Here is a 3,521-nt window from a genome sequence, read left to right on the forward strand (position 1 = left end):
TTCTGCTGGATTGTGATACGTTGGGTCTTGGTCACAGAGCCAATGGAAAAACTTCTTGATACTAGCAATACGTCGGTTAACCGTACTGGGCGAAGCGTTGGCGGTAGGGTCATCTAGCCATGCTTGAAGCTGCTCGGTAGAGACCTTGGTTAAGTCTTGGGAAAAGGACTGCTGATCAAGCCAGTGCTTTAGCTGTTGTAAATCGCGCAGGTAGGCGGCAAGCGTATGCTCGGATAAGGCTTGTTGCCGTAAAAAACGAATAAATGCTTCGATAAAAGCCATGACGGAAAAGAAGAGGTTGTCTTCCAATTAAGATAGCTATATACCTATATATATAGGGATGGTAAACTACCCCAACAAATTGTTAACTATAGCGCAAGTCAATCCTACACAAGGAGTCCATGGTGAAATTATCGCTTAAAAAATCGCTCAGTCGTGTTTTAACCGTTGGTGCAGTAGCATTTTCTTTTGTATCGGCGCCAGCACAAGCCGCAGATCTAGTGGTATCCGCAGCGGCTAGCTTAACCAATGCACTCAAAGAGGTGGGCGAACATTTTCAAAAACAGCACGAGGGCACACAGGTATTGAACAGTTTTGCGGCTTCGGATGTGTTGATGCAGCAAATCGTCAACGGTGCTCCTGTGGATGTATTTGCGTCTGCAGACCAAAAAGCGATGGACAAAGCCATCGAAGCGGGAGCCATTGATGCCGATACGCGCAAGGATTTTGTGCAAAATGGTGTAGTGCTTATTGTACCGAGTGATAACCCAAAAAACATCCAGAGCTTAGCCGATTTAGCTAAAGAGGATGTCACACGTGTAGCGTATGGTAATCCTGCTACTGTGCCCGTTGGGCGTTATACCCAGGGTTCCTTAGAAAAATCTGGCGATTGGCAGGCTGTAGAAAGCCGTAAAGTCCTTGGGCAGAATGTGCGTCAGGTCTTAGATTATGTGGCCCGTGGCGAAGTGGATGCCGGGTTTGTGTTTGCTACAGACGCCGCCATTATGAAAGACAAGGTCAATGTGGTACAAGAGCTAGAAACCACTGTGCCGGTGACATACCCAATCGCATTGGTCAAGCGTGATGGTCGCAATGAGCTGGCTCAGGCTTATTTAGACTTTGTGTTATCAGAGGAAGGTCAGGCTATTTTGGCTAAATACGGTTTTAGCAAGCCTTAACCTTGGTGTTATCTTTGAGACGAAGGCTGCTTAGGCAGCCTTTCTTGCCCGGTATTCCCCATGTCTGATCTTTGGATCCCCCTACTGCTTTCTTTAAAAGTCGCTGGTTGGGCAACCCTGTTTGCTGCCATTTTTGGCATAGCAGTGGCTTTTTTACTCTCGCGCTGGCGCTCGCCGTTATGTAATTTGGTGGACTCTATTTTGACTTTACCAATGGTTTTGCCGCCTACTGTAATTGGCTATTACCTTTTGGTTTTATTAGGGCGTCGTGGATGGCTAGGGCAGTGGTTATCTCAATGGGGGATTGAACTGGTCTTTACGTGGCAAGGCGCCGTGGTAGCGGCTACTGTCGTGGCTTTTCCATTGGTGTTAAAGTCTGCGCGTGCCGCTTTTGAGGATGTGGATTATCGGCTAGAGGATGCGGGTATCGTTTTGGGATTAAGCCGCTTACAGGTGTTTTTTCGCGTCAGTTTGCCTTTGGCGATGCGTGGAATCATGGCAGGGGTACTGCTTGCTTTTGCACGGGCTTTAGGCGAGTTTGGAGCGACCCTGATGATAGCAGGCAGTATACCCGGGCGCACGCAAACGTTGTCGATTTCTATTTACGAAGCTGTGCAGGCCGGAAATGATGATCTGGCAATGATTTTAGTGTTAGTGACCTCGGCAAGCTGTATTGCAGTATTGTGGTTTGCTGGTTTATTAACCCCAGCGCAGCAGCGCCATCGGGGGGCTCGTTAATATGGCGGTTTCTATACATATACAGCGCTCGTTAAGCTCAGCAACGCGACAGTTTGAGCTCAATATACAGTTAGACAGTCAGGCGCAACGCATTGCTTTGTTTGGGCCCTCTGGGTCGGGTAAAACATTAACCATCCAAGCGGTTTCGGGGTTAATGACACCGGATAAGGGCAGTATTGTCGTCAATGACACTTTGCTTTTTTGTTCTCAAAAAGGCGTAAACCTGAGCCCGCAGCAACGCCATTTAGCCTACTTGTTACAGGATTATGGGTTATTTCCCCATTTAACCGTCGCGCAAAATATTAGTTTTGGTTTGCGCAAAGGGTGGCTGAACCCGTCTAAAAAATGGGTGCCTTCCCAAGCAAAAAAATGGATTGATGCCTTTGAGCTAACGCCAATTTTAGGGAATTACCCCGGGGAAATTTCAGGTGGGCAAAAGCAGCGTACCGCGTTAGCGCGAGCTTTAGCGGTGAGCCCCTCCATGCTGTTGCTCGATGAGCCCTTGGCGGCTTTAGATATTAACTTGCGGGTAAAAATGCGCCAGGAGCTCAGTACATTGCAAAAGCGGCTGGGCATTCCCTCGATTATTATTACGCATGACCCTGAAGACGCGATTGTATTGGCCGATGAGGTGTATCGTATTGTCGATGGGCGTATTGTTGGTCGCTGTACACCCGCCGAGCTAAACCAAGAAATCCAACGCAGTAGCGAGCAGCTACTGGTGGATGTACAAGAGGCCTCGCATTAGTTATTCCATGGTGCCAAGCAATACGCTAGATGCTTTGAAAATAGCGATGGCAGGTTGTCCTACCTTAAGCTTCAGATTTTCTAGGCTTTGCATGGTAATGATGGCGGTAATGCGGTGCTTTTCAGAAATTTCGATACCTATTTCAGCATTAACGGCACCAGATTCAATATAGGCAATGGTTCCTTGGAGCTGGTTGCGCGCAGACAGCTTACTTTCAGAGGGCAGACCTACAATAATGGAAGAGGCTTTTAGAAAAGCAAGAGCGCGCATGCCCTCTTTTAGCCCCATACTATCTACACTTTCATTGGTAATAGAAGCAATAATAGGTTGCGTGCCACCGATGTCTAAGGCGACCTCTGCATTGACGGCACCGAGTGTGATTTTAGTGATTTTGCCCGCAAAATTATTACGAGCCGAAGTTTGGACCATCATAGTTTGTAGTAACTCCAGATTTTTGTCTGAGCCGGGTTGTGCTTTGGCTAAGTGATTCATAAAGCGCTGGTGTGCTGCGTCCAGCTGTTGGTAGAGCTCAAGAATTTCTAGTGCTTTCGGGGTAAGGCAAGCCCCGCCGCCACGCTGACCGCCAGTTGTGCGTAAAACCAGAGGCTCATCTGAGAGATTGTTCATGGTATCAATGGCATCCCAGGCGGCTTTGTAACTCAGGTCGATATGACGTGCGGCGGCGGAAATGGAGCCGTGCTCATGAATCGCGGCTAAAAGCGCCATGCGCCTTGGATTGCCCCAGTTCAGTTTGCCAGAACGAAACCAGATAGAACCAGCGAGCTCAAAAGGAGGGGTGTTTTCAGATGACATGGTTATGGTTTAATAGTGTGGATGTAACAAAAATGGAAGCCGCA

5 protein-coding genes are annotated in these 3,521 nt (G+C 48.2%); 3 read left to right on the top strand and 2 right to left on the bottom strand.

Going from position 1 to position 3,521, the window contains the following annotated elements; all coding sequences use genetic code 11:
- Positions 1-282: site-specific integrase (locus Q1V74_RS10205; RefSeq protein WP_300648630.1), on the bottom strand; the 282-nt coding region annotated here is incomplete at its 3' end.
- 119 nt (positions 283-401) lie between these two features.
- On the opposite strand from Q1V74_RS10205, the gene modA reads away from it, so the two are divergent.
- The 3 genes from modA to Q1V74_RS10220 are packed head-to-tail and all read left to right on the top strand — an operon-like array spanning position 402 to position 2,664.
- Positions 402-1,178 (top strand): molybdate ABC transporter substrate-binding protein, encoded by a 777-nt coding sequence (modA, locus tag Q1V74_RS10210; RefSeq protein ID WP_300648632.1) that lies wholly within the window; start codon positions 402-404, stop codon positions 1,176-1,178.
- Between the two features lie 60 nt (positions 1,179-1,238).
- Positions 1,239-1,916 (top strand): molybdate ABC transporter permease subunit, encoded by a 678-nt coding sequence (gene modB / locus Q1V74_RS10215; RefSeq protein WP_300648634.1) that lies wholly within the window; start codon positions 1,239-1,241, stop codon positions 1,914-1,916.
- A gap of 1 nt (position 1,917) precedes the next feature.
- Positions 1,918-2,664 (top strand): ATP-binding cassette domain-containing protein, encoded by a 747-nt coding sequence (locus Q1V74_RS10220; protein ID WP_300648636.1) that lies wholly within the window; start codon positions 1,918-1,920, stop codon positions 2,662-2,664.
- On the opposite strand, the gene Q1V74_RS10225 is transcribed toward Q1V74_RS10220, so the two are convergent.
- On the bottom strand, positions 2,665-3,477 hold the full coding sequence (locus Q1V74_RS10225) for a TOBE domain-containing protein (protein WP_300648638.1): 813 nt from the start codon (positions 3,475-3,477) through the stop codon (positions 2,665-2,667).
- Positions 3,478-3,521: the final 44 nt, after the last annotated feature.

The organism is Paenalcaligenes sp. (genome assembly GCF_030152715.1).
GTDB classification, from domain to species: domain Bacteria; phylum Pseudomonadota; class Gammaproteobacteria; order Burkholderiales; family Burkholderiaceae_B; genus Paenalcaligenes; species Paenalcaligenes hermetiae.

Bases quoted from the DNA above. Each gene is read 5' to 3' on its own strand.
- modA (WP_300648632.1), top strand. From the start codon at position 402: ATGGTGAAATTATCGCTTAAAAAATCGCTCAGTCGTGTTTTAACCGTT.
- Q1V74_RS10220 (WP_300648636.1), top strand. From the start codon at position 1,918: ATGGCGGTTTCTATACATATACAGCGCTCGTTAAGCTCAGCAACGCGA.
- modB (WP_300648634.1), top strand. From the start codon at position 1,239: ATGTCTGATCTTTGGATCCCCCTACTGCTTTCTTTAAAAGTCGCTGGT.
- Q1V74_RS10225 (WP_300648638.1), bottom strand. From the start codon at position 3,477: ATGTCATCTGAAAACACCCCTCCTTTTGAGCTCGCTGGTTCTATCTGG.